The 18,947-nt window shown below is 72.4% G+C and carries 18 protein-coding genes; 7 read left to right on the plus strand and 11 right to left on the minus strand.

Going from position 1 to position 18,947, the window contains the following annotated elements; all coding sequences use genetic code 11:
* Window positions 1-32: 32 nt before the first annotated feature.
* Both AAH979_RS29675 and AAH979_RS29680 read right to left on the minus strand, forming a co-directional pair.
* Window positions 33-1,127 carry a YihY/virulence factor BrkB family protein gene (locus AAH979_RS29675; protein WP_346261427.1) on the minus strand — a complete coding sequence of 365 codons (1,095 nt, stop codon included), beginning with the start codon at window positions 1,125-1,127 and terminating at the stop codon, window positions 33-35.
* Window positions 1,124-2,113 carry a diacylglycerol kinase family protein gene (locus AAH979_RS29680; protein ID WP_346261469.1) on the minus strand — a complete coding sequence of 330 codons (990 nt, stop codon included), beginning with the start codon at window positions 2,111-2,113 and terminating at the stop codon, window positions 1,124-1,126. The genes AAH979_RS29675 and AAH979_RS29680 overlap by 4 nt, the downstream gene beginning before the upstream one ends.
* 142 nt (window positions 2,114-2,255) lie before the next feature.
* Here AAH979_RS29680 and AAH979_RS29685 point away from each other — a divergent pair, with 142 nt between their 5' ends.
* Entirely contained in the window at window positions 2,256-2,768 is a 513-nt protein-coding gene (locus tag AAH979_RS29685; protein ID WP_346261428.1) for a DinB family protein, read from the plus strand.
* A 97-nt stretch (window positions 2,769-2,865) separates the two neighbouring features.
* Here the strand turns inward: AAH979_RS29685 and AAH979_RS29690 are convergent, their stop codons facing one another.
* The 3 genes from AAH979_RS29690 to AAH979_RS29700 all read right to left on the minus strand — a co-directional run bounded on the left by AAH979_RS29690 (window position 2,866) and on the right by AAH979_RS29700 (window position 4,393).
* Window positions 2,866-3,450 carry a Clp protease N-terminal domain-containing protein gene (locus tag AAH979_RS29690; RefSeq protein ID WP_346261429.1) on the minus strand — a complete coding sequence of 195 codons (585 nt, stop codon included), beginning with the start codon at window positions 3,448-3,450 and terminating at the stop codon, window positions 2,866-2,868.
* Complete coding sequence (locus AAH979_RS29695) at window positions 3,447-3,683, minus strand: helix-turn-helix domain-containing protein (RefSeq protein ID WP_130463859.1); 237 nt, start codon at window positions 3,681-3,683, stop codon at window positions 3,447-3,449. Before AAH979_RS29695 ends, AAH979_RS29690 begins: the two co-directional genes overlap by 4 nt.
* Before the next feature lie 92 nt (window positions 3,684-3,775).
* Window positions 3,776-4,393: a bifunctional 4-hydroxy-2-oxoglutarate aldolase/2-dehydro-3-deoxy-phosphogluconate aldolase gene (locus tag AAH979_RS29700; protein WP_318402199.1), complete on the minus strand. Its 618-nt coding sequence runs from the start codon at window positions 4,391-4,393 to the stop codon at window positions 3,776-3,778.
* Window positions 4,394-4,536: 143 nt separating this feature from the next.
* Here AAH979_RS29700 and AAH979_RS29705 point away from each other — a divergent pair, with 143 nt between their 5' ends.
* From AAH979_RS29705 to AAH979_RS29720, 4 genes are all read left to right on the plus strand, one after another.
* Window positions 4,537-5,505 (plus strand): serine/threonine-protein phosphatase, encoded by a 969-nt coding sequence (locus AAH979_RS29705; RefSeq protein WP_346261430.1) that lies wholly within the window; start codon window positions 4,537-4,539, stop codon window positions 5,503-5,505.
* A 134-nt stretch (window positions 5,506-5,639) separates the two neighbouring features.
* Window positions 5,640-6,485 (plus strand): universal stress protein, encoded by an 846-nt coding sequence (locus AAH979_RS29710; RefSeq protein ID WP_346261431.1) that lies wholly within the window; start codon window positions 5,640-5,642, stop codon window positions 6,483-6,485.
* A 58-nt stretch (window positions 6,486-6,543) separates the two neighbouring features.
* Window positions 6,544-8,916, plus strand: a complete 2,373-nt coding sequence (locus AAH979_RS29715; protein WP_346261470.1) for a phosphoketolase family protein — start codon at window positions 6,544-6,546, stop codon at window positions 8,914-8,916.
* Window positions 8,917-9,009: 93 nt separating this feature from the next.
* Window positions 9,010-9,570 carry an NUDIX domain-containing protein gene (locus AAH979_RS29720; RefSeq protein WP_346261432.1) on the plus strand — a complete coding sequence of 187 codons (561 nt, stop codon included), beginning with the start codon at window positions 9,010-9,012 and terminating at the stop codon, window positions 9,568-9,570.
* Between the two features lie 4 nt (window positions 9,571-9,574).
* Here AAH979_RS29720 and AAH979_RS29725 read toward each other — a convergent pair whose 3' ends face one another.
* The 3 genes from AAH979_RS29725 to AAH979_RS29735 are packed head-to-tail and all read right to left on the minus strand — an operon-like array spanning window position 9,575 to window position 11,110.
* On the minus strand, window positions 9,575-9,793 hold the full coding sequence (locus AAH979_RS29725) for a hypothetical protein (RefSeq protein WP_346261433.1): 219 nt from the start codon (window positions 9,791-9,793) through the stop codon (window positions 9,575-9,577).
* Window positions 9,774-10,811, minus strand: a complete 1,038-nt coding sequence (locus AAH979_RS29730) for a hypothetical protein (RefSeq protein ID WP_346261434.1) — start codon at window positions 10,809-10,811, stop codon at window positions 9,774-9,776. The genes AAH979_RS29725 and AAH979_RS29730 overlap by 20 nt, the downstream gene beginning before the upstream one ends.
* Window positions 10,808-11,110 (minus strand): hypothetical protein, encoded by a 303-nt coding sequence (locus tag AAH979_RS29735; RefSeq protein ID WP_346261435.1) that lies wholly within the window; start codon window positions 11,108-11,110, stop codon window positions 10,808-10,810. Before AAH979_RS29735 ends, AAH979_RS29730 begins: the two co-directional genes overlap by 4 nt.
* A 260-nt stretch (window positions 11,111-11,370) precedes the next feature.
* Here AAH979_RS29735 and AAH979_RS29740 point away from each other — a divergent pair, with 260 nt between their 5' ends.
* Window positions 11,371-14,409, plus strand: a complete 3,039-nt coding sequence (locus AAH979_RS29740) for a BTAD domain-containing putative transcriptional regulator (RefSeq protein WP_346261436.1) — start codon at window positions 11,371-11,373, stop codon at window positions 14,407-14,409.
* Between the two features lie 14 nt (window positions 14,410-14,423).
* Here the strand turns inward: AAH979_RS29740 and AAH979_RS29745 are convergent, their stop codons facing one another.
* From AAH979_RS29745 to AAH979_RS29755, 3 genes are all read right to left on the minus strand, one after another.
* A complete protein-coding gene (locus tag AAH979_RS29745) occupies window positions 14,424-15,038 on the minus strand; it encodes a disulfide bond formation protein DsbA (RefSeq protein WP_346261437.1) in 615 nt (204 codons plus the stop codon).
* A gap of 482 nt (window positions 15,039-15,520) precedes the next feature.
* Complete coding sequence (locus tag AAH979_RS29750) at window positions 15,521-15,718, minus strand: hypothetical protein (RefSeq protein ID WP_346261438.1); 198 nt, start codon at window positions 15,716-15,718, stop codon at window positions 15,521-15,523.
* Window positions 15,719-15,777: 59 nt separating this feature from the next.
* Window positions 15,778-16,713, minus strand: coding sequence for a TIGR04222 domain-containing membrane protein (locus AAH979_RS29755; RefSeq protein WP_346261439.1), 936 nt, complete (start codon window positions 16,711-16,713; stop codon window positions 15,778-15,780).
* A gap of 90 nt (window positions 16,714-16,803) precedes the next feature.
* Between AAH979_RS29755 and AAH979_RS29760 the strand changes: the two genes are divergently transcribed.
* Window positions 16,804-18,606 carry a P-loop NTPase fold protein gene (locus AAH979_RS29760; protein ID WP_346261440.1) on the plus strand — a complete coding sequence of 601 codons (1,803 nt, stop codon included), beginning with the start codon at window positions 16,804-16,806 and terminating at the stop codon, window positions 18,604-18,606.
* Window positions 18,607-18,947 lie beyond the last annotated feature (341 nt).

The following is an 18,947-nucleotide window of genomic DNA, read 5'->3' on the forward strand; positions in this document are numbered from 1 at the left end:
CCGGTACCCGCGCTGCGGGCGGCGTACACCCGTCAGCCGTCGCGCGGCTCCGCGCCGGGGCCGACCGAGCCGGCCGCCCGCTCCTCGGTGGCCCGTGGCCCGGGTACGCCCCGGCCGAGCGTCTCCGCCGGATCGATCTCCATCATGTCGGCGTGCCCCGGGTCGGTCCGGTCGGGATCCCAGCGGTCCGGCTCGGCCGGCTCCTGCTCGCCGATCCGCAGCGCCTCCAACTGGGCGGCGAAGGCCAGCCCGCCGAAGAGCGCGATCCCGGTCAGGTTGGCCCAGAGCAGCAGCGCCATCATCCCGGTCAGCGCGCCGTAGGTGGCGCCGAACGCGTCGCTGTACGACACGTAGCCGGCGAGCAGGACACTGACCAGCCACCACAGCGCGATGCTGAATCCGGCGCCGAAGAGCAGCCAGGACAGTCCCGGCTGCCGGCGGCGCGGCGCGTACCGGAAGAGCACCGCGACGGCGAAGACGGTCAGCCCGAGACTCAGCGGCCAGCGCAGCACGTCCCAGGCGAGGCCGACCGACGGGCCCCACCAGTCGTAGTGCCGCCCCATCGAGCGGCCCAGCTCGCCGCCGCCGACCAGGATGAAGAAGCCGGCCAGCGCGGGTGCTCCGGCGGTGAGGGCCAGGACGGCGGCCCGGAGGTACTTCCACAGCGCCGGCCGGTCCCGCTCCACCCCGTAGATCCGGTTCGCCCCGCGCTCCACCTGCGCCATCGTGGTGGTCAACGCGACCAGCCCGGTGAGCAGGCCGAGGGCCAGGGCAAGTTCGCCGGCGTCCTCGGTCTGCTCCGAGTCGACCAGCAGCTCCTTGACCACCCCGTCGCTGGCGCCCGGCGTCAGCGCGATCACCGTGTCGGCGACCACCAGACCACCCTCGTCCGCTCCGAGCTCGCTGATCAGACCGGCCAGCGCGATCAGGAACGGCACCACGGCGAGGCAGAGTTGCAGGGCGAGGGCCCGGGAGTGGCTGAACGCGTCGCCGTACCGGAACCGGATGAAGGCGTCCCGGATCAGGTGCCAGCCACCGTACCGGCGCAGGGTGTGCCAGGCGTCGTCGGCGGAGAGTTCCTCGTCGGCCATGCACCGGGTCTCGGGGACCAGCCGGGTACTGCTCACCGCACCTCCTCCACCCGCCGCTCCCCGCGCTCGGCGACCGCGTCGGCGTCCACCGCCAGGTCCGGCTCGGTCTCCGGCCTCGGTACGCAGAGCCAGAGCGCCCGGGGGCGGACCGACACCTTCAGCGCGCGGCCGGCGGGGATGACGTCCCCGTCCAGCTCGCGCGGTTGGGCCCGGTTGCTGGTGACGGTGACCCGCCGGCCGCGCAGCACCTCCATCCGGGGCACCCGGCGGCGCCGCCGCAGCACCGCCCAGCCGAGCGAGACCCAGTGGCTGAGCGTCCGGGGCGTGAGCACGGCCACGTCCAGGTAGCCGTCGTCCGGCTCGGCGTCGGCGAGCAGCCGTACCCCGCCCTGCAACCGCCCGACGTTGGCCACCAGGACGGTACGGGCCCGGCGCCGTCGGGGAGGCTGGTTGTCGATCCGGATCGACACCCGCATCGGCCGGTCCCGCAGGTGCCGCAGCGCCCCCACCACGTACGCCGGCCAGCCGACCCGGGCCTTGGTGGTCTCGGAGGTGGCCGCGAGCATCTGGGCGTCGAAGCCCATCCCGGCCATCACGGTGAAGTACCGGTCGCCGCAGGTACCGACGTCGATCCGCCGCCGGCCCTGTTCGAGCGCCACCTCCAGCCCGGCGGCCAGGTCATTGGAGAGCCCGAGGTTGGCGGCGAGCAGGTTGCCGGTGCCCGACGGCAGGATGGCCATCGCCACCTCGGTGCCGACCAGGGCCCCGACGCAGGACATCACGGTGCCGTCGCCGCCGCAGACGAAGACCACCTCGGCGCCGTTCTCGATAGCCTGCCGGGCCTGGCCCCGGCCCGGGTCGTCCACTGTGGTGGTGTACCAGGCCGGTTCCGGCCAGCCGGCGGCGGCCAGCGTCTCGGTGACGGTCCGGCGCAGCCCGTCGAGGTCGGTCTGCTTCACCGGGTTGACCACCACCGCCGACCGGAGACCGCCGGCAGCGCCGGCCCGGGAATCCGCCGGCACGCCGGCCGTGCTCTCCTCGTGCGCCTTCACGGCCGCCAGTGTGCAGCAGCTTGCCGCCGGCAGCGAGCCGGGCGGACGTGACCAATCGCGCATGCCGGGCGGGTTTCGTCGGGTCAGCGCCGCCGGCCGCTACAGTGCCCACATGGTCGATCCACCACTCGCCCCCGAGGAACAGGTCGGCACCGCCGGTGAGCGGGCGGTCTGGGAGGCGTTCCTCGACTGCCAGCGGCGGGAACTCGCGGAGAAGATCACCGGGGTGTCGGACGAGGATGCCCGGCGTCGGCTCGTACCCTCGCTGACCACGCTCGGCGGGCTGCTCAAGCACCTGTCGGCGGTGGAACGGAGCTGGTTCCAGCGCCGGCTGGCCCAACGGGAGCCGGTCGAGATCGCCGGTTGGGTGGACGGCGGCGACCCGAGCTGGACGCTCGGCCCCGACGACACCGTCGAGAGCCTGCTCGCCGAGTACGCCGAGGCGTGCGCGGAGTCGCGTCGGGTCGCCGCCCGGTTCGCCCTCGACGACACCGCGCCGCACGCCCGGCTGGGCCGGGTCTCGTTGCGCTGGATCTACGCCCACATGATCGAGGAGACCGCCCGGCACGCCGGGCACGCCGACATCCTCCGCGAACAGCTCGACGCCGGCCGCCCGCCGGCCTGAGCCCGCGACCGCCCCGGCCGGCTCGGCCCGACTCGATGGGTCCGGCGCCGGCCTCGACCGGCTCCCGGCGGCTCCGACCGCATCCGGCCGGTGCTGGTCAGGCGGCCTCGCGGAGGGAGTCGAGGGTACGGCGGCGCAGCTCGGCCAGGTCCACCCCGGCCTCGGTCAGCACCAGCGCCGCCAGCCCGTGTCCCTCGCGGAGCAGCCCGAGCAGGATGTGCTCGGCGCCGATCTCCCGGTGCCGGAGCTGGACCGCCTCACGCAGGGCCAACTCCAGCACCTTCTTCGACCGGGCGGAGAACCGGCTGCCGAAGTCCCAGCCGCCGAAGAGGCCCCGCCGCGACGACCGGGCCGGCGGCGACTCCAGAGCGCCCTCGCCGAACGACTCCTCGATCGTGGAGCGCACCACCGCCAGGTCGATGCCGATCGAGCGGAGCGCCTCCGCGTCGCGGTCGCCGAACTCCTCGGTGCCGCGGCCGATCTTCCGCTCGATCGCCTCGGTCACCCGCGCGGCGTCCACGCCGGACTGGTTGAGCAGCCCGGCGACGGAGCTCTTCTCCCCGTCGAGCAGCGCGAGCAACAGGTGCTCGGTGCCGACGTTGCGGTGCCCCAGCCGCTCGCGCGCCGCCACGGCCCCCCGGACCACGTCCCGGGCCTGCACCGTGAACCGCTCGAACATCATGCCCCTCCCTGGGTACGCGCCGACGCCCGGCCGGCGTGCTTCTTGTGTACTCCCTGCCTGCTGACTTCGAGTGCGTCGGCGATCTCCTGCCAGGACCAGCCCTGGCGCCGGGCGTTGTCGACCTGGACGACCTCCAGGCGTTCCAACAACCGGCGCAGGGCAACCACCGCACGCAGCCCGACCCGTGGGTCGGTGCTGCCGGCCGCCGCCGCCAGATCCGTTGCCTGACTCATACTGTCAACTTAGGTTGACGGGGCCACGTGTGTCAACCCCAGTTGACACAGTCGGCCCGGAGTCCTGCCGGCACACCGGATGATCGAGCCGATCAGGAGACGGCGGCGCGGAACGCCGTGGCCCGCAGCCGCAGTGCGGCCAGGTCGCCACCCTGGGGCGCCGTGCCGAGCAGGGACTCGGAGGCGCCGACCGCGACGGCTCCCGCCGAGAGGTATTCCGGAGCCGACTCGACGTCCACCCCGCCGAACGGCACGAACGGGACGTCCGGAAACGGCTCCCGGAGCGCCCGGAGGTAGGCCGGGCCACCGAGCGACGCGGGAAAGAGCTTCACCGCCGCCGCCCCGGCCAGGCTGGCCGCGACGACCTCGGTCGGGGTCAGCGCGCCGACCAGGACGGGCAGCCCGAGCCGGACCGCCTCGGCGACCGCCGGCACCAGTCCCGGGGTCACCACGAACGACGCTCCGGCCTGCTCCGCCTGCACCACGTCGGCCTCGGTGAGCACCGTACCGGCACCCAGCGGCGCCTCCGGGCCCAACGCCGCCCGGGCCCGGACCAGCACCCCGGCCTCGTCCCGGGAGGTCAGCGACACCTCGACGAGTGCGATCCCGGCCTCCGCCAGCGCCAGTACGCTGGCCAGCGCCGCATCGGGGTCGTCGCCCCGCACGACGGCGAGCAGCCGGTGCCGGCGCAGCACGTCGGGCAGGTTCACCGCTCCATCCTCGCAGTCGAGCCCGCCCCCGCGCGGCACAACGGGACCGGGCCGAGTCCGCACAGAACCGACGGCGGTGGGGATTTGCGACGATTCGCATATACCGCCCGGACTGGTTGCCAAATCCTGCTAACCTCCCCGCCATGCACCGTAGCCCTGTGACGGGTCCGGACCGGATGCCCGCCGAGGGCGACGTGAGCCGCAGCTACCCGCTCGCCGGCCACCGGCTCAGCGTCGCCGGAGGCACCCGGGTGGGTCAGCGCTACTCGGCGAACTTCGACGTACTGCACGTCGATCCGGTGCTGCCGTTCCTGGCGGTCGCCGACGGGATGGGCGACGGCCGCGGCAGCACCATCGCCGGCGGTACCACCATGGAAACCATGGTCGCCGGAATTCGCGCGGCAGCTCCCGACATCGGCCCCGGCCAGCTCCGCGCCGCGATGGCCCAGGCGCAGTCCCGGGTCCGGGCGGCCGGCGCCGAACTGGACGAGCTGACCGGTTGCACCTTCACCGGCCTGGTCGTCGTGCCGCCGGCCACCGGACCGGGTGCCGCCGGCTCGACTCACCCGCCCGCTGGCGGGGTCACCGAAGCACCGTTCCCGGCCGAACCGGGCGTCGTCGGCCAGGGAGTCGGGCCGCGGCGTACCGCGCCGATCGCCCGATCGGGCCTGGGCGGTACGGCACCGGACCCGGCCGGAGTGACCGAGCTTTCCGGCTGGATCGTGCAGATCGGCGACTCCCGCGCGTACCGGCTCCGGGCCGGACTACTCGAACTGCTCACCGTCGACCACACGGCCGCCTGGCTCGGCGCCGTCTACGGCTGGTATCCGGCGGACTCCCCGGCGGCGGCCGCCGCCCGCTACCAGCTCACCCGCTACGTGGGCCACCCGGCCATGCCCGAGCCGGACCTGCTCAACGTCGCGTTGCGACCCGGCGACGTCTACTGCCTCTGCACGGACGGCGTCGCCGAACAGCTCGACTACCAGCGGCTGGCCAGCCGGCTCGGCGCGACCGGCAGCCCCGCCGACACGGTCCGCGGCGTACTCGCCGACACGCTTGTCGCGGGCGGTCGGGACAACGCGACCATCGCCGTACTGCGGGTCGAGCCCTGACGAACCATCCACTGTGCGGCCGTACTGGCCGAATCCGCCGCCGCCCGCCACACCGCCCGGATACTCTCGGCTGGTGCAGAGGACACGCCACGTAGCTGGTGGCGGGCCGGTGGCCGAGTGATCGCGGGGCGACGGTGAACGCTCCGCAGGAGGCGCTGGTCGTGGTCGGGGTCGACGACTCCCGGCTGAGCATGACGGCGGTCCGGCTGGCGGCCCGCGAGGCGGTGCTGCACTCCCGCCCGCTGCGTGTCGTGCACGCGTTCAACTGGGTCGCGGACCCGTCGGAGCCGATGCCGGAGGAGCCCCGCCGTCCCGCCGAGGAGCTGCTGCGCCGGGCGACCGCCACCGCGGCCGAGGCCCAGCCGGGAGTGGAGGTCTCCTGCGCGCTGATCGAGGGGCCGGTGATCACCACCCTGCTCCGCGAGTCGGGTTCCGCCGCGCTGCTGGTGATCGGCGACGGCGGGCTCGGCGCGGATCCCGACGTGCCGGCCGACTCCGACGCCACCGCCGTGCAGCTCGCCGCCCGGGCCGGATGCAGCGTGCTGGTGGCCCGGGAACAGGTCCCGTCGGCCGGACCGGTGCTGGTCGGGGTGGACGGCTCGGCCAGCTCGCTGAGCGCCCTCGACTTCGCCTTCGACACCGCCGCGCGGCACTTGACCGACCTGGTCGTGGTGCAGGTCTGCGACCCGGACGGTACGGACGGCGCCCCGCCGCCCGAGGTCGTCGAGCAACTCGCCGAGGCGGTCGCGCCGTGGCAGCGGAAGTACCCCTCGGTCCGGGTGGAACAGCAGGTCCGGACCGGCGACCCGGAGTCGGCGCTGGCCCAGGAGACGCTCCGGGCCGAACTCGTGGTGGTCAGTGCGCGCGGCGACGAGCCCTGGCGCGGCATGCTCGGCTCGGTCAGCCAGGCGATGCTCTACCACTCGGCCTCGCCGGTGGTCGTGGTACGCAGCGCGCACGGCGTGTACATCCAGGAGTGAGCGTGCCGAGATGGGCGTTCCGGTCGCGGGTCGGCCCGGCTCGGGGCAGGCTCGGGTGATGGAGACCGCGCTGGACCCGCAGCCTCGGCTGACCGACGAGGAACTGGGCCGGATCGACGCGTACTGGCGGGCCGCCAACTATCTCAGCGCCGGGCAGATCTATCTGCTGGCGAACCCGCTGCTGCGCGAGCCGCTGCGGCCGGAGCACGTCAAGCCGCGCCTGCTGGGCCACTGGGGTACGGACCCGGGGCTGAACCTGGTCTACGCACACCTGAACCGGGTGATCGTGGCCCGCGACCTGTTCGCGATGCTGGTGACCGGACCCGGGCACGGCGCTCCGGCCATCATCGCGAACACCTGGCTGGAGGGGACCTTCACCGAGCTGTACCCGTCGGTGGGCCGGGACGAGGCCGGGATGGCCCGGCTGTTCCGGCAGTTCTCCTTCCCGGGTGGGCTGCCGAGCCACGTCGCGGCGGAGGTGCCGGGGTCGATCCACGAGGGCGGCGAGCTGGGCTACTCGCTCGCGCACGCCTACGGAGCCGCGTTCGACAATCCCGACCTGCTGGTCGCCTGCGTGGTCGGGGACGGCGAGGCGGAGACCGGCCCGCTCGCCGGGAGCTGGCTCTCCACCATGTTCCTCGATCCGGCCCGGGACGGCGCGGTGCTGCCGATCCTGCACCTCAACGGATACAAGATCGCCAACCCGACGGTGTTGGCCCGGATGCCCCAGGAGGACCTGCTCGGCATGCTGCGCGGCTACGGCTACCGGCCGTACGTGGTGGACGGGGGCGAGCCGGCCCGGGTGCACCGGGAGCTGGCGGCCTGCCTGGACCGGGCGCTGGACGAGATCACCGAGATCCAGCGCCGTGCCCGCCGGGGTGGGCCGGTGCAGCGACCGCGCTGGCCGATGCTGGTGCTGCGGACCCCGAAGGGCTGGACCGGGCCGGGCGAGGTGGACGGCGAGCAGGTCGCCGGGACGTGGCGGTCCCACCAGGTCCCGCTGGAGGGGGTACGCGACAACCCGGGTCACCTGGCCCAGTTGGAGCGCTGGCTGCGGTCGTACCGGCCGGAGGAGCTCTTCGACGCGACCGGCGCGCCGCTGCCGGCGCTGTCCGACCTGGCTCCGCGCGGCGACCGGCGGATGAGCGCGAACCCGCACACCAACGGCGGCGTCGTACTCCGCGACCTGGTGCTGCCCGACTTCCGGGCCCACGCCGTCGAGGTGGACCGGCCCGGCCGTCCGGTCAGCGGGGCGACCGGAGTCCTCGGCGGCTGGCTCCGGGACGTCATCGCGGCCAACCCGGACCGGTTCCGACTCTTCGGCGCGGACGAGGTGGAGTCGAACGGCCTGGCCCCGGTCTTCGAGGTCACCGACCGGGCCTTCATGGGCCCGACCGAGCCCGGCGACGAGCATCTCTCCCCGGGCGGCCGGGTGCTGGAGGTGCTCTCCGAACACCTCTGCCAGGGCTGGCTGGAGGGCTATCTGCTGACCGGCCGGCACGGCGTCTTCACCAGCTACGAGGCGTTCGTCCACATCGTCGACTCGATGCTCAACCAGCACGCCAAGTGGCTCAAGGTCACTCGCGGCATCCCCTGGCGCCGCCCGGTCGCCTCGCTCAACTACCTGCTCTCCAGCCACGTCTGGCGGCAGGACCACAACGGCTTCTCCCACCAGGACCCGGGTTTCATCGACCACGTCACCAACAAGAGGGCCGAGATCGTCCGGGTCTACCTGCCGCCGGACGGCAACACGCTGCTCTGCACGATGGACCACTGCCTGCGCAGCCGGCACTACATCAACGTGGTGATCTCCGGCAAGCAGGCCGCCCCGAACTGGCTGCCGATGGAGCAGGCGGAGCTGCACTGCCGGCGCGGACTGGGGATCTGGGACTGGGCCAGCACCGACGCCGGGGCTGAGCCGGACGTGGTGCTCGGGTGTGCCGGCGACGTACCGACGCTGGAGACGCTGGCCGCCGCCGACCTACTCCGCCGACACCTGCCCGAGTTGAAGGTCCGGGTGGTCAACGTCGTCGACCTGATGCGGCTGCAACCCCCGAGCCTGCACCCGCACGGGCTGGCCGACCCGCAGTTCGACACCCTCTTCACCCGGAACCGGCCGGTGATCTTCGCCTACCACGGCTATCCCTGGCTGATCCACCGGCTCAGCTACCGCCGGACCAACCACGCCAACCTGCACGTCCGGGGCTATCAGGAGGAGGGCACCACCACGACGCCGTTCGACATGGTGATGCTGAACGACCTCGACCGGTTCCACCTGGTCATGGACGTGATCGACCGGGTCCCCGGGCTGGGCACCCGGGCCGCCCACCTGCGGCAGGCGATGGTCGACGCCCGGCAGGAGTGCCGCGACCACACCCGCCGGTACGGCGAGGACCACCCGATGGTCGCCCAGTGGCAGTGGCCGGGCTGACCGGGAGCGGGTGGACCTGGTTAGCTGGTGGCACCAGTGTGCTGACCGAGAAGCTGGTGCTGACGTACGAGGCGGTGGAGGTGGAGTAGTCCCGTGGCACGGTCGGCGGACGAGATCCTGGACATCGTCGACGAGCGGGACCGAGTGGTCGGGCAGGCCCCGCGCGGCGAGGCGTACGCCCGGCGGCTGCGGCACCGGGCCGTCTTCGTGCTGACCCGCGACCCGTCGGGGCGGATCTTCGTGCACCGGCGTACCGCGCAGAAGCTCGTCTTCCCGTCCCGCTACGACATGTTCGTCGGCGGGGTCGTCGGCGCCGGCGAGACGTACGACGAGGCGGCCCGGCGCGAGGCCGAGGAGGAGTTGGGTGTCACCGGCCTGCCCGCGCCGACCCCGCTGTTCAAGTTCCTCTACGAGACTCCCGAGCACACCTGGTGGTCCGCCGTCTACGAGGTGTGCTGCGCGACGCCGGTCGACCCGCAGGTCGAGGAGGTGGCCTGGCACGCGTTCCTCACCGACGAGGAGTTGGCGAGGCGGCTGACCGAGTGGGCGTGGGTGCCGGACGGGCTGGCCGCGTACCACCGGCTGCTGGAGCGGCGCCGGGCGGCCAGCCGTTGCCGCGGCGGCCCGGCCCCGCCGCCGTCGGCGGACTCGTAACGCGTCACGGCCACCCGTTACCGGATGAGTCCCGTTCGATCCCGGCGTACAGGATCTGCCTGATCAGCTCGACGTAATCGCTCTCCGATCCGTCCTCGGCGGTGTACAGCCGGTCGAGCATGTGCCGGACGTCGCGTAACGGATCGTCCTGCTCGTCGTCGAAGCCGTACGCGGCGACCTCCCCGCCGGCCCGGATCACGCCGTCAGATCCCAGATGCGTCATAACCCATAGCCTTCACTCCGCGCAGCGGTGAACTCCCGCCTCCCGCCAGCGCCCCGAAGATCGTGGCGATGGTGCCCCGGGCGGTGAGCATCGTCCAGCCGATGTACCCGACGTACTTGACGATTTTGAATGTGTAGAAGCCCGCCATCGCATCGCCGAACACCCCCTTCTTCTTGGTGAGGAAGATGATCGCGGTATCGATGGCCAGTTTGAGAGTGTCGACCAGCACCGAGGCGGTGTGCATGGCGAACTGCGCGAATTGCTCGTACGCCTTGTGGACCTCCGTGAACCGGGACAACATGTTCTTGAACAGGTCGGCGAGCGCCTGGAACGACTTGTACGCCACCTCGCTGGCGCCGCCCTCCCAGGCACGGTCCAGCGAGGCGAGACCCCGGTCGATGTTCTTGCCGATCCGCTCCAGCGCCTCACCGATGGCCCGCCACGCCCCGGCGGTCCGGCTGTAGGCCTTCCAGTCGCCAGCGACGAATTCGGCGATCTTCTGAAGTGGATTGGTGCCGGTCAGCTCCTCGATGAAGTTCATGACCATCCCGGTCATGCTGACTTCGGCGATCTTGTCGAGGACCTTGGTGGGGTCACTGAACTCCGTGTAGCTCGGCGTGCCGGTGAGCACGTCGAGCGGGTTCATGTAGTCGGCGAAGCCGGAATGGCTCGCCTCCCAGCCCTCTCGCTGCGAGTGGCCGTTGACGACGTACTGGGACGACTCGAAGCGCTCCTTGGCCGCCTTGTCGCTGCCGTCGTAGAGCTTGGCGGCCTTGTCCAACTCGGCGGCGGAGGCGCGCAGGGCCTGGCCGAGCTGGGTGACCAGGTTCACCGCGTCGTCGTAAATCCGGTCGTGGAAGTTCAGCGCCTTGGCCAGCAGCCCCTCGGAGGAGATCGCCTGCATCTCCTGACCGCACCACTGGCGCAGGTAGGCAAGGATCTTGTCGTTGTGCTCGGCGTTGCGGTTGAGCAGGCCGACGTACCCGCGCAGGTCGGCGGTCTTCACCTTGAAGGTCATCGGCTCTCCTCCTCCCGCTCCCTCGCGATGGCCTCCCGGCCCTCGGCGTACAGCCGCTCGCGTTCGTCGTCGGGCAAGTCGTGCCACCACCTCGCGTGTTCCTCGGCCCGCTGGGCGAACACCTCGCCGTACACGCTGGAGCCGACCGCCTCGTAGAGCGTGATGTTGCCGGCGAGTACGTCCCGGGCCATGTCGCGGGCCAGCGGGTCGCGGTCGTCCTTGGCCTGTTCCTCCAGGGCTTCGCGCAGCAGCCGCTGCTCGACCGGGTCGCGCAGACTCCTCAGCAGCGGCCTATCCATGGCGCATCCCCCGCCGGTAACCGGCCCGGTTGTTCGTCGTCACGGCTAGACGGTGACAGAGGACGCTCGCCGAGCCCTGGCGTCTGGCCAGCCGTACCCGGCCGCTGGCGGCGCTGGTCGGCGAGGTGGTGCGGGGTGGTCCACCGGCCGACTACGGGTTGGGTACGGGGCGGCAGGTGCCGGCGGGGTCGATGTACGGTTGCCCAGGATTTCCTACGGGAGCGACCAGCCACGAGGACGCGGTCGGGCGGTGACGACCAGTGAGTAAGGCGGGACTCTCCAGTTCCCTTCGTGAGTTCCGGGAACGCGCCGGTCTGACCCAACAGGACCTGGCTGACCGGGCTGGGCTGAGCGTCGGTGGGGTGCGCGACCTGGAGCAGGGACGCGTGGCCGCGCCGCGTCCCGCCACCCTGCGCCGACTCGCCAGCGCCCTCGGCCTGTCCGCCGGGGAGACATCGAGGCTCATCCGCCTCGGTCGACACGCCCACCCGCCAGCGTACGGCCTGCGGGTGCAGGTATTGGGCCCGCTCGCCGTCCTCGTCAACGGGGTCGGCGTGGATCCGGGCTCGGCCAAGCAGCGCACCCTGCTGGCCGCGCTGGCGCTGCGCCCGAACGCGCCGGTCCACCTGGACACGCTCGTCGAGGTGATGTGGGGCCGGCAATCGCCGGACAGCGCAGCCGCTCTGGTGCAGAACCACGTATCCCGGCTGCGCCAGCGACTGCGGGCGCCGCAGCCGACCACCCAGCCGGACCGCCTGCTGGTCGCCACCGGGGGCGGCTACCAGCTCACCGTCAACGACGAGCAGCTTGACCTGCTCGAGTTCCGCCGCCTCGTCCGGCGGGCACGCGGCGCCCATCGGGACGGGGACCTGGCGTCCGCGTACGAGTGGTACCGGCAGGCGACCGGCCTGTGGCGTGGTGCCCCGCTGGCCGACCTTGCCAGCCTGCGGATCCTGCCCGAGGCGGCGGCGCTGGACCGGGAACGGCAGTCGGTCGTCGTGGAGTACGCCCACCTCGCCACCGGGCTCGGCCAGCACAATCAGGTGCTGCCCCTGCTGCGGCAGGCCACCGACGCCGATCCGCTGGACGAGGCCGCCCACGCGCAGTTGATCCTCGCCCTGGCCGGCACCGGTCAGCAGGCCGAGGCGTTGCGGGTGTTCGAGGCGCTACGCCGACGGCTCGCGGACGAACTGGGCGCGGACCCCGGGCCCGCGTTGGCCGCAGCACACCGGCGGGTGCTGCGCCAGGAGGTGACCAGGCCGGCGGGGACCGGCACGGCAGTGAGCGCACATCGCCAGCTACCGCCGGACATCGCCGGCTTCACGGGCCGCGAGGCCGAGCTGAGCACCCTGTCGGCGGCCCTGCCGGCGGCCGGAGAGACCGGCAGTACCGTGGTGATCTCCACGATCGAGGGAATGGCCGGGGTCGGCAAGACGCGGCTCGCGGTCCACCTCGCCCACCAACTGGTCAAGTCCGGACGGTACGTCGACATCCAGCTCTATGTGGACCTGCACGGTCACGCCGACGAGCCGCCCGCCGATCCGGCCACCGTACTCGCCTCGTTTCTCTACCTGCTGGGGGTGCCCGGCGCCCAGATCCCCGACGGTCTGGATGCCCGGGCGGCGCTGTACCGGGACCGGCTGCACGGCCGGCACGCCCTGGTCCTGTTGGACAACGCCGCCAGCGACGACCAGGTGCTACCGCTGCTGCCGGCCAGTACGACGAGCCTCGTCCTGGTGACCAGCCGTCGAGTGCTCGCCCTCGACGGCGCCCACACCCTGAACCTGGACGTGTTCACCGCACGGGACGCGCACGCGTTGCTCGGCCGGGTCGCCGGAGAGCACCGGGTCGCCGCCGATCCGGCCGGCGCTCGCCGGGTCGCCGACCTGTGCGGGCGGCTGCCGCTCGCGGTCGTGCTGGCCGCCCACCGGCTGCGGTCCCGGCCAGCCTGGACATTCAGCGACCTCGCCGCCCGGCTCGACGCGGAGGGCAACCGCCTCGGCGAGCTGGCGGTCGGAAACCGGCAGATCCGCGCCGTGTTCGACCTCTCCTTCCGGGCCCTCGATCCGGCCGGGCAGCGGCTGTTCCGGCTGCTCGGGCTGCACCCCGGCGACGACTTCACCGTCGATTCGGCCGCAGCGCTGGTGGGCGTGCCGCCGTCGATGGCCCGGCAGACCCTGGAGCGGCTGGGCGACGAGCACCTCGTCACTCCGATCACCGCCGACCGCTACCGACTGCACGACCTGCTCCGGGAGTACGCCGGCGCGCGGGCCAGCCTGGATGACGGTGCCGACGGTGCGGACCGTATCGATGCCGCCGTCGGTCGAATCCTCACCTGGTATCTGTACGCCGCCGAAGCGGCCGTCCGCCGGCTGTTCCCCTACAACATGGAGGTCGTGCTGGACGAGCGGGCCCGACCACCCCACCTGCCCGTGTTCGACACCGACGAACAGGCGTTCGGGTGGATCACGGCCGAGCAGAGCACCCTGGTCGCGGCCGTGAACAGCGCCTTCGGCCACGGCAGGTACGACATTGCCTGGCGCCTGCCCGCGGTGCTCCGGTTGTACTTCGACCGCCGCAGCAACTGGCACGACTGGCTCGGCACCAGCCGGATCGCGCTCGACGCGGCACGCCGGACGGATGACCGGGCCGGTGAGGCGCTGATCCTCAGCGGTCTCGGTCTCGGCTACGGACAGCTCGGCCAGACCGAGAAGTCCGTCGACTGCCTCACCCGGTCACTGGAGATCCGCCGCGCTGTCGGCGACCGGCGCGGGGAGGGCCGGACACTCAACAACCTGGGGATCGCGTACGGCCGGCAGGGCAGGTTCCACGAGGCCATCGACCACCTGACCGCGGCTCTGGAGATTCGCCGGGATACCGCCTCCCAGTACGACCAGAGCATGACGTTGGGAAACCTCGGCCGGGCGTACTCCGGGGCCGGGCAGCACCGGGAGGCGATCCGCTGCCTGTCGCAGGCGCTCGAGGTCCGGCGGCGGCTGGCCGACCCGGCAGGCGTTGCCTCGGCGCTGTTCAATCTCGGCGAGGCACTGCTGCACGCCGGGCAGCACCGGCAGGCCCTCATCCGCCTGTACGAGGCGCGCGACCTCTTCCACCAGAAACACTGTCGCGGATTCGAGGCCGAAACCCTGGAGGTACTCGGGGACGGCCTGCTCCGCTCCGGCGAGCCGGTCCAGGCCCGGGACTGCTGGCAGCAGGCGCTGGACATATTCGACACGCTGGGCCATCCACGGGCCGAGGGGCTGCGTGCCCGGCTGGCACAGCACCCGGCCCACCGGTAGTCGGCCGGCAGGATCTAGCCGAGTTGGGGCTCGGCGTGCGGCCGACCCTTCAACTCGTGGAAGCCGGGCACGCCGGCCACCAGCAGTGTCCCGTCCCAGAGCCGGCCGGCCTGCTCGCCGGTGGGGATCCGGGAGATCACCGGGCCGAAGAAGGCGACCCGGCGGCCGTCGGTGCCGGTCACCGCGATGATCGGGGTGCCGACGTGCTCGCCGACCAGCGCGATCGCCTCGGCGTGCGAGGCCCGCACGATCTCGTCGTACCGGGTCGACGTGCCGGCCTCGACCAGCTCGCGCGGCAGGCCAGCGGCGTCCAGCGCGGTGTGCAGGTCGCCGAGCCAGTCCCCGTCGCCCCGGGCGGTGGTCCACATCGCCGTGTAGAGCCGGGCCAGCGCCTCCGGGCCGTACTCCTGGCGCGCCGCCGCGCAGATCCGCACCGGTACCCAGAGGTAGCCGTCGGGGTCACCTTCCGGGTCGTCGTCCCGCCCCTCGTTGAGCACCGACAGACTCATCAGGTGCCAGCGCGGCTCGACCGGCCGGACCTTCGCCACCTCCAGCAGCCAGCGCGAGGTCGTCCAGGTATACGGGCAGGAGGGATCGAACCAGAAGTCCGCGACCGTCGTCTCCGGCATCCTCGACTCCTTCCACTCCTGCATCGAGCCTAGGCGTAGACGGTCCCGGGCGATGCGGAGCCGAGGTGCCGCCCAGCCGAGGAAGCGCGCGTGCATGAGCTTCGGGTCGGGGTGGAGCGCCAGCGCGGACGGGCATCCACCGCCCGGCCGGTGACGTCGTCGTCAGCGGTTCGGCCACCCAGCGGGCCGCGCCGCCGGGGGAAGGACCAGGTGTTTCGCAAGCTGTCGAGCTGCCCCGCTTGTGCACCCACGGGCCACTCCGTTCCGGTGTACCGGCTGGCCGGGACCTCGCCTGGCTCCTCCGGGCCGTCCCTCGCCGGCTGCCCCGGTTGTGCACCCAGGTCGACAGTGTCCGAGCCGGACAGTTCGTCCGACCGCTGCCGACCGCCCGTGGCATGGACAGCAAGGACCGCGAGGCCGGCGCCCTCCAGTTCAGCCCGTACGCCTGGCGGGCCTTCGTCCGCCACCTCGCAGACCACTGATCACACCTGCGGTTGACCCGGTCCGGAGACAGGCCGCCCGGTCGGGGCGTACGCCTGAGGACGGCCGGGTACCGGCTGCGGGCCCGGCACCGGCGGCGCGACGAAGGCACCCGGCAGCGCCGGCGCCTGGACGACGTTGCGGCCCACCTGGAACCCGACCGCCGCGAGCATCGTCGTCAGACTGCCGATCGCGGTCACTATGGCCAGAGTCTCCAGACCCTCGGCCCGCCTCAGCGCCCGCCCGGCCGGACCGCCGGCTAACCGCCACCCCCGCCGCCACAACCTCCCCCGCCACCGCAGCCGCTCCCACCGGCGTCGCCGCCGCCCCCGAAATCGCTCCCGCCACCGCCACTGCCGGCGTCACCGCCGCCGTAGCTGTGGCCGTAACCGCTGCCCGGGGCGCCGGTCGGCCCGGTGTCCAGGGCGCGGTGCTCGACGTACGCCTCGGCGCCCATCTCCTGGTCCAGTTCACCGAGGACGGCGGTGCCGAACAGCGCCACCGCCATCGCCGCCGCTGCCGGGCCATAGGTGGACAGGGCCGGTCGGTGGTGCGGGCTCAGGTGGGCGTACGACCGGCGGAGCTGTTCGAGCAGCACCCTGACGGAGGCGCTCTCCCGGGGCAGCTTGGCGACCAGCGCGAAGTAGCCGCAGCCCACGGCGAGCGTGGCGAGGCCCAGCCAACCGGGCGACCGCCCGCCGACCAGGTCGCCGCTGATCCCGGCGACGCCGATGACGAGCAGCAGCAGCATCAGCCTGGCGCTGCGCCGGACCCTGCGGGACACGGCCGGGCCGAGCAGCAGCCCGGACTCCTCCAACTCGTCGCGGAGCCGCCCGACCGCCGCCACCACCCGAGGATCGGCCCGGAGCGCCTGCTGTGCCACCCCGTCACCGGCCGCCGCGTGGACCGCCTCGTCCAGTGCGGTGGCGCCGGGTGGCAGCGGGCCGTGCACCCGCAGCGTACGGGCGGGTGTCAGGCGTACCGCCTCGGCACCGCGCAGGCCGGCGAGCGCCGCGTAGACCGCCAGCCGCTCCCCCGCGTGCAGGTAGCCGACCTGCTGCGGGGTCAGGTCACCGAGCCCCAGCCGGGGCGGCTGTCCGAGCGCCCGGCTGCGGTACCGCCACGCGCCGACGAAGACCGCCGCCGCGACCCCGAGATAGGCGTACACGAAGATCGGAACCGACTCGAACCACATCACATACCTCCTGGCCCGGAGACGGGGCGGCTCCAGTGTGCGGTAGCCGGTAAAGGGGGCCGACCCGACCCCGGTCATACACTGCTCGCCATGGTTGCCGTCGACGAGGGCGAATTCGTGCTGTTGAACGACCTACCCGTCGAGGACCAGACCCTGGACCTGCTGGGCACCTCGATGGTCGCCGGCGAACTCGCGAACCTGATCTACGGTTCGCGCGCGAGTACCCCCTTCGTGCTGGCCGTCGACGGCCGCTGGGGTACCGGCAAGAGCACCCTGATGAGACAGCTCTCCGACATCCTCGCCGGGCGTCCCGCCGTGCAGACCGTGTGGTTCAACGCCTGGACGGCCAGCGGCGTCAGCGCGCTGACCGGGCTGCTCAAGGTGGTGCTGGGCAAGCTCGACCGCAACGTGGTTCGGCGGGCGTTCCGGCGGCTGCGCGACAACGAACTACTCGGCAGCTCGGTACGGATCGGCGCGACCGTCGCCGCGTCGTTCTTCCGGCTCGACCGGGCGCTCGACCAGCTCTGGGCGCAGATGTCGGTGGACGCCAGGGCGCGGGAGCAGGCCCGCGAACTGCTGAGGAACTCACTGGACGCCTGGGTCGACGAAACGACCGGCGAGCCCCGGCACACCATCGTGGTCTTCGTCGACGACCTGGACCGCTGCGGCGAGGCGACCGCGATCGAGATCTGCGAGGCGATCAAGCTCTACCTCGACCTTCCCGGCATCGCCTTCGTGCTCGGCTGTGACCTGTCCGTGCTGTCCCGCATCCCGTTGTCGGGAATCGAGACCGGCGCACAGGTACGCGAGTACCTGGAGAAGATCGTCCAGGTGAGCTACCAGATACCGGTCGCCTCCGAGGCGACCGTGGCGAGCATGATCCGGGGGTACGCGGCCAGGTCGCGGACGGGGCACCTGCTGACCGAGCCACTGATCGCCCTGATCGGCCGGCAGTGTGCGGGCAATCCCCGCCGGGTGAAGCGGCTGCTCAACAGTTTCGTCGCCGAATACCAGCTCGACCCGCACTGGCGACAGTTCGGCGCCGACGGCCTGCTGAAGTCCGTACTCCTGCAACACCTCTATCCCGACCTCTACCGGGACATCCTGCACACCGCCGGTGACACCGCAGGCGACTTCCTCGCCTACCGGCACGCCCGGAACTGGCTGTTGGGCCGGGGACAGTTGTCGTCGGACGACGAGAGCATCCGGGCGGGACAGGATCTCATGACGTCGTACGGCGTCGTGCCGCCGGGCGGCGGCGCCGACCTGGAACTGTGGGAACGGGCGCTCGGGCAACTCGACGGGCGGGTGTCCGAGGCGTGGCGACTGCTGGTCGACAACGAGGACTGCCACAGGCTGATCCGCGACCTCGGGCCGGAGGACGAACGCCTGCGGCTACAGAATCGGCTCCGTCGGCGTCCGCTGAGCACCGCCCCCACACCGCTCGACCCGTCCGCCGGCACGGAGCCCCGATTCGACGGCCTACGCCTGCTCTGGGTCGACGACAAGCCGGCCGGCAACGAGATGACGATCGAGAGTTTGACGGCCCGGGGCGCCCAGGTGCGTACCTGCGTGGACACCCGGCAGGCCCTCGACCTGCTCCTGATGTTCCGCCCGAACGCCCTCGTCTCCGACGTCGGCCGGGACGGGGACGACCAGGCCGGGTTCGACGGCCTCCGTGCGCTGCGCGAGGCGGGCTATTCCGGTCCGGCGCTCTTCTTCAGCTCGTACGTCAGCGACGAGCGCCGCAGGCAGGCGGATGCGGTCGGCGCCGAGATAACCTCCTCGGCCGCCCGGGTCAGCGAGTGGGCACAGGCCCAGGCCGCAGCCGTGCCGTCGACCGGTCGACAGCGCTCACCGGACGCGCCGGAAGCCCTCGCTCGCCGCAAATAATGATCGGTCCGGATAAATCGCTACGCTCCACCCGCATCGACCCGGATTGATGGTCGACAGGTGTTGACGCGGCCGTAGCACGTCTGCAACATTACGACGACAGCACGCAAGTTTCGGGTGTGTGGTTGCTAGATAGCCTCCTACTCTCCGGAATTTCTGGACAGGCGTTCTCTGTGCTCCTTCCCCGGCTGCCTCGGGGATCGACCCTCGGCGGGGTCGCGGCGGCGGTGGACAGGCGGACGGACGGCGCCACCGCTCGCCTTCGGCGGCGGGCGGCAGCCGGGCCAGCCGCCGACCAGGCCCGGCCGCTCGCAGCACCTCCAGTCGGTTCCGACGAGCGC

It is taken from the genome of Plantactinospora sp. ZYX-F-223, assembly GCF_039649625.1.
In the GTDB taxonomy this organism is placed as follows: Bacteria; Actinomycetota; Actinomycetes; order Mycobacteriales; family Micromonosporaceae; genus Plantactinospora.

Bases quoted from the DNA above. Each gene is read 5' to 3' on its own strand.
- AAH979_RS29715 (WP_346261470.1), top strand. From the start codon at position 6,544: ATGGAGACCGCGCTGGACCCGCAGCCTCGGCTGACCGACGAGGAACTG.
- AAH979_RS29755 (WP_346261439.1), bottom strand. From the start codon at position 16,713: ATGTGGTTCGAGTCGGTTCCGATCTTCGTGTACGCCTATCTCGGGGTC.
- AAH979_RS29760 (WP_346261440.1), top strand. From the start codon at position 16,804: ATGGTTGCCGTCGACGAGGGCGAATTCGTGCTGTTGAACGACCTACCC.
- AAH979_RS29685 (WP_346261428.1), top strand. From the start codon at position 2,256: ATGGTCGATCCACCACTCGCCCCCGAGGAACAGGTCGGCACCGCCGGT.
- AAH979_RS29695 (WP_130463859.1), bottom strand. From the start codon at position 3,683: ATGAGTCAGGCAACGGATCTGGCGGCGGCGGCCGGCAGCACCGACCCA.
- AAH979_RS29730 (WP_346261434.1), bottom strand. From the start codon at position 10,811: ATGACCTTCAAGGTGAAGACCGCCGACCTGCGCGGGTACGTCGGCCTG.
- AAH979_RS29690 (WP_346261429.1), bottom strand. From the start codon at position 3,450: ATGATGTTCGAGCGGTTCACGGTGCAGGCCCGGGACGTGGTCCGGGGG.
- AAH979_RS29735 (WP_346261435.1), bottom strand. From the start codon at position 11,110: ATGGATAGGCCGCTGCTGAGGAGTCTGCGCGACCCGGTCGAGCAGCGG.
- AAH979_RS29725 (WP_346261433.1), bottom strand. From the start codon at position 9,793: ATGACGCATCTGGGATCTGACGGCGTGATCCGGGCCGGCGGGGAGGTC.
- AAH979_RS29745 (WP_346261437.1), bottom strand. From the start codon at position 15,038: ATGCCGGAGACGACGGTCGCGGACTTCTGGTTCGATCCCTCCTGCCCG.
- AAH979_RS29705 (WP_346261430.1), top strand. From the start codon at position 4,537: ATGCACCGTAGCCCTGTGACGGGTCCGGACCGGATGCCCGCCGAGGGC.